Origin of the sequence: Catellatospora sp. NPDC049609, assembly GCF_040675365.1 — a bacterium.
Taxonomy (GTDB): Bacteria; Actinomycetota; Actinomycetes; order Mycobacteriales; family Micromonosporaceae; genus Catellatospora.
This window is the reverse complement of the sequence record NZ_JBFAOU010000432.1, coordinates 1-1,777: the sequence shown is the minus strand read 5'-3', so window position 1 is coordinate 1,777 and position 1,777 is coordinate 1. Positions and strand designations below refer to the sequence as shown.

General features: G+C 71.6%; 2 protein-coding genes. One reads left to right on the top strand and one right to left on the bottom strand.

The features are described 5' to 3' along the window. Positions 1-80: 80 nt before the first annotated feature. On the bottom strand, positions 81-1,055 hold the full coding sequence (locus AB0J67_RS40895) for an ABC transporter ATP-binding protein (protein WP_363491177.1): 975 nt from the start codon (positions 1,053-1,055) through the stop codon (positions 81-83). 2 nt (positions 1,056-1,057) lie between these two features. On the opposite strand from AB0J67_RS40895, the gene AB0J67_RS40890 reads away from it, so the two are divergent. Then, on the top strand, positions 1,058-1,777 hold a 720-nt coding region (locus AB0J67_RS40890), incomplete at its 3' end, for an ABC transporter permease (protein WP_363491175.1).

The window sequence follows — 1,777 nt, the reverse complement described above, 5'->3', positions numbered from 1 at the left end:
GTCCGACTTGCCTGGCACATGGGCGAATGCGCGCTCAAGATACGCCCATCTGCCTGGCAAGTCGGACGATCATGGATGGGTCAGCGGCGGAGGACCTGGTAGATGTCCTCGGGGGTGAGGATGCCGAGGGGGGCGGGGCCGTCGCGGACGACGACCCAGCCGGTGTCGCCTTCGAGCAGGGCGGCCAGGGCGTCGCGCAGGGAGCCGTCGACCGGCACGGACGGCGCCTGCTCGCCCGCGGAGCGGCCGTCGGGCAGCGGGCGCAGGCCCTCGCGCGGGATCGCGGTCACCGCGAGCAGCTTGATGCCGCGGTCGGCGCCGACGAACTCGGCCACGAAGTCGTTGGCCGGGTGCGACAGCAGCTGCGCGGGCGGGGCGAACTGCTCCAGCTTCCCGCCCTCGGACAGCACCGCGATCCGGTCGCCGAGGCGCACCGCCTCGTCGACGTCGTGCGTCACGAACACGATGGTCTTGCGTACGGTCTGCTGCAGGCGCAGGAACTCGTCCTGCAACCGGCCCCGCACGATCGGGTCGACGGCCGAGAACGGCTCGTCCATCAGCAGCACCACCGGGTCGGCGGCGAGCGCGCGGGCCACCCCGACGCGCTGGCGCTGCCCGCCGGACAGCTCGTGCGGGTAGCGGTCGGCGTACCGCGACGCCTCCAGGCCGACCAGGTCGAGCAGCTCGGCGGTGCGGTCGGCGACGCGCTGCTTCGGCCAGCCCAGCAGCCGGGGCACGGTGGCGACGTTGTCGCGCACGGTCTGGTGCGGGAACAGGCCCACGTTCTGGATGACGTACCCGATGCGGCGGCGCAGCGTGATGGGGTCGCCGGCGGTGATCTCGTCGTCGCCGAGCCACATCCGCCCGGCGGACGGCTCGATCAGCCGGTTGATCATGCGCAGGATGGTGGACTTGCCGCAGCCGGACGGGCCGACCAGCACCGTCAGCTCCCCGGCGGGCAGCTCCAGGTCCAGCTCGCGCACCGCGACCGTGCCGTCGTCGTACTGCTTGCGGACACCCTCCAACCGGATCGACACCGCGGCGGTACGGTTCACCTATGCCCTCCAAGGTCAGCTACGCCGTGCTCGGCTGGGGCGCGCCGGGCGACGATCCGCGCAACCCCTGGTTCTCGTGGAGCTACGTCAGCCAGAACACCGACACCCTGCTCGCCGCACTGCGCGAACATCTCCTGCTGACCTTAGCCGCCGTGGCCGTGGCGACCGTGATCGCGATCCCGCTGGCCGTGCTGGCGTACCGGGTCGGCTCGCTGACCGGGCCGATCCTGGGCTTCACCGGCGTGCTCTACACCATCCCGTCGCTGGCCCTGTTCGCCTTCCTGGCGCCGTTCACCGGCATCACCCCGACCACGGTGCTCATCGGACTGATCCTGTACGCGCTGCTCACCGTCGTCCGCAACACGCTCACCGGGCTGCGCCAGGTGCCGGCCGAGGTGCTCGACGCGGCCCGGGGCATGGGCTACGGCCGGGGCGCCCTGCTGTGGCGCATCGAGCTGCCGCTGGCCATGCCGGGCATCCTGACCGGCCTGCGCATCGCGACGGTGTCCACGGTCGCGCTGGTGACCGTGGGCGAGATCGTCGGCTTCGGTGGCCTGGGCAACCTCATCATCGGCGGCTTCAACGCCAACTTCTACCGACCGCAGATCATGACCGCGACCCTGCTCTGCCCGCTGGATCAGCGCCTCGGTGCGGGTGTCGACCGAGCTGGTCGCCTCGTCGAGGATGAGGATGCTCGGCTCGGCCAGGAACGCCCGCGCGAT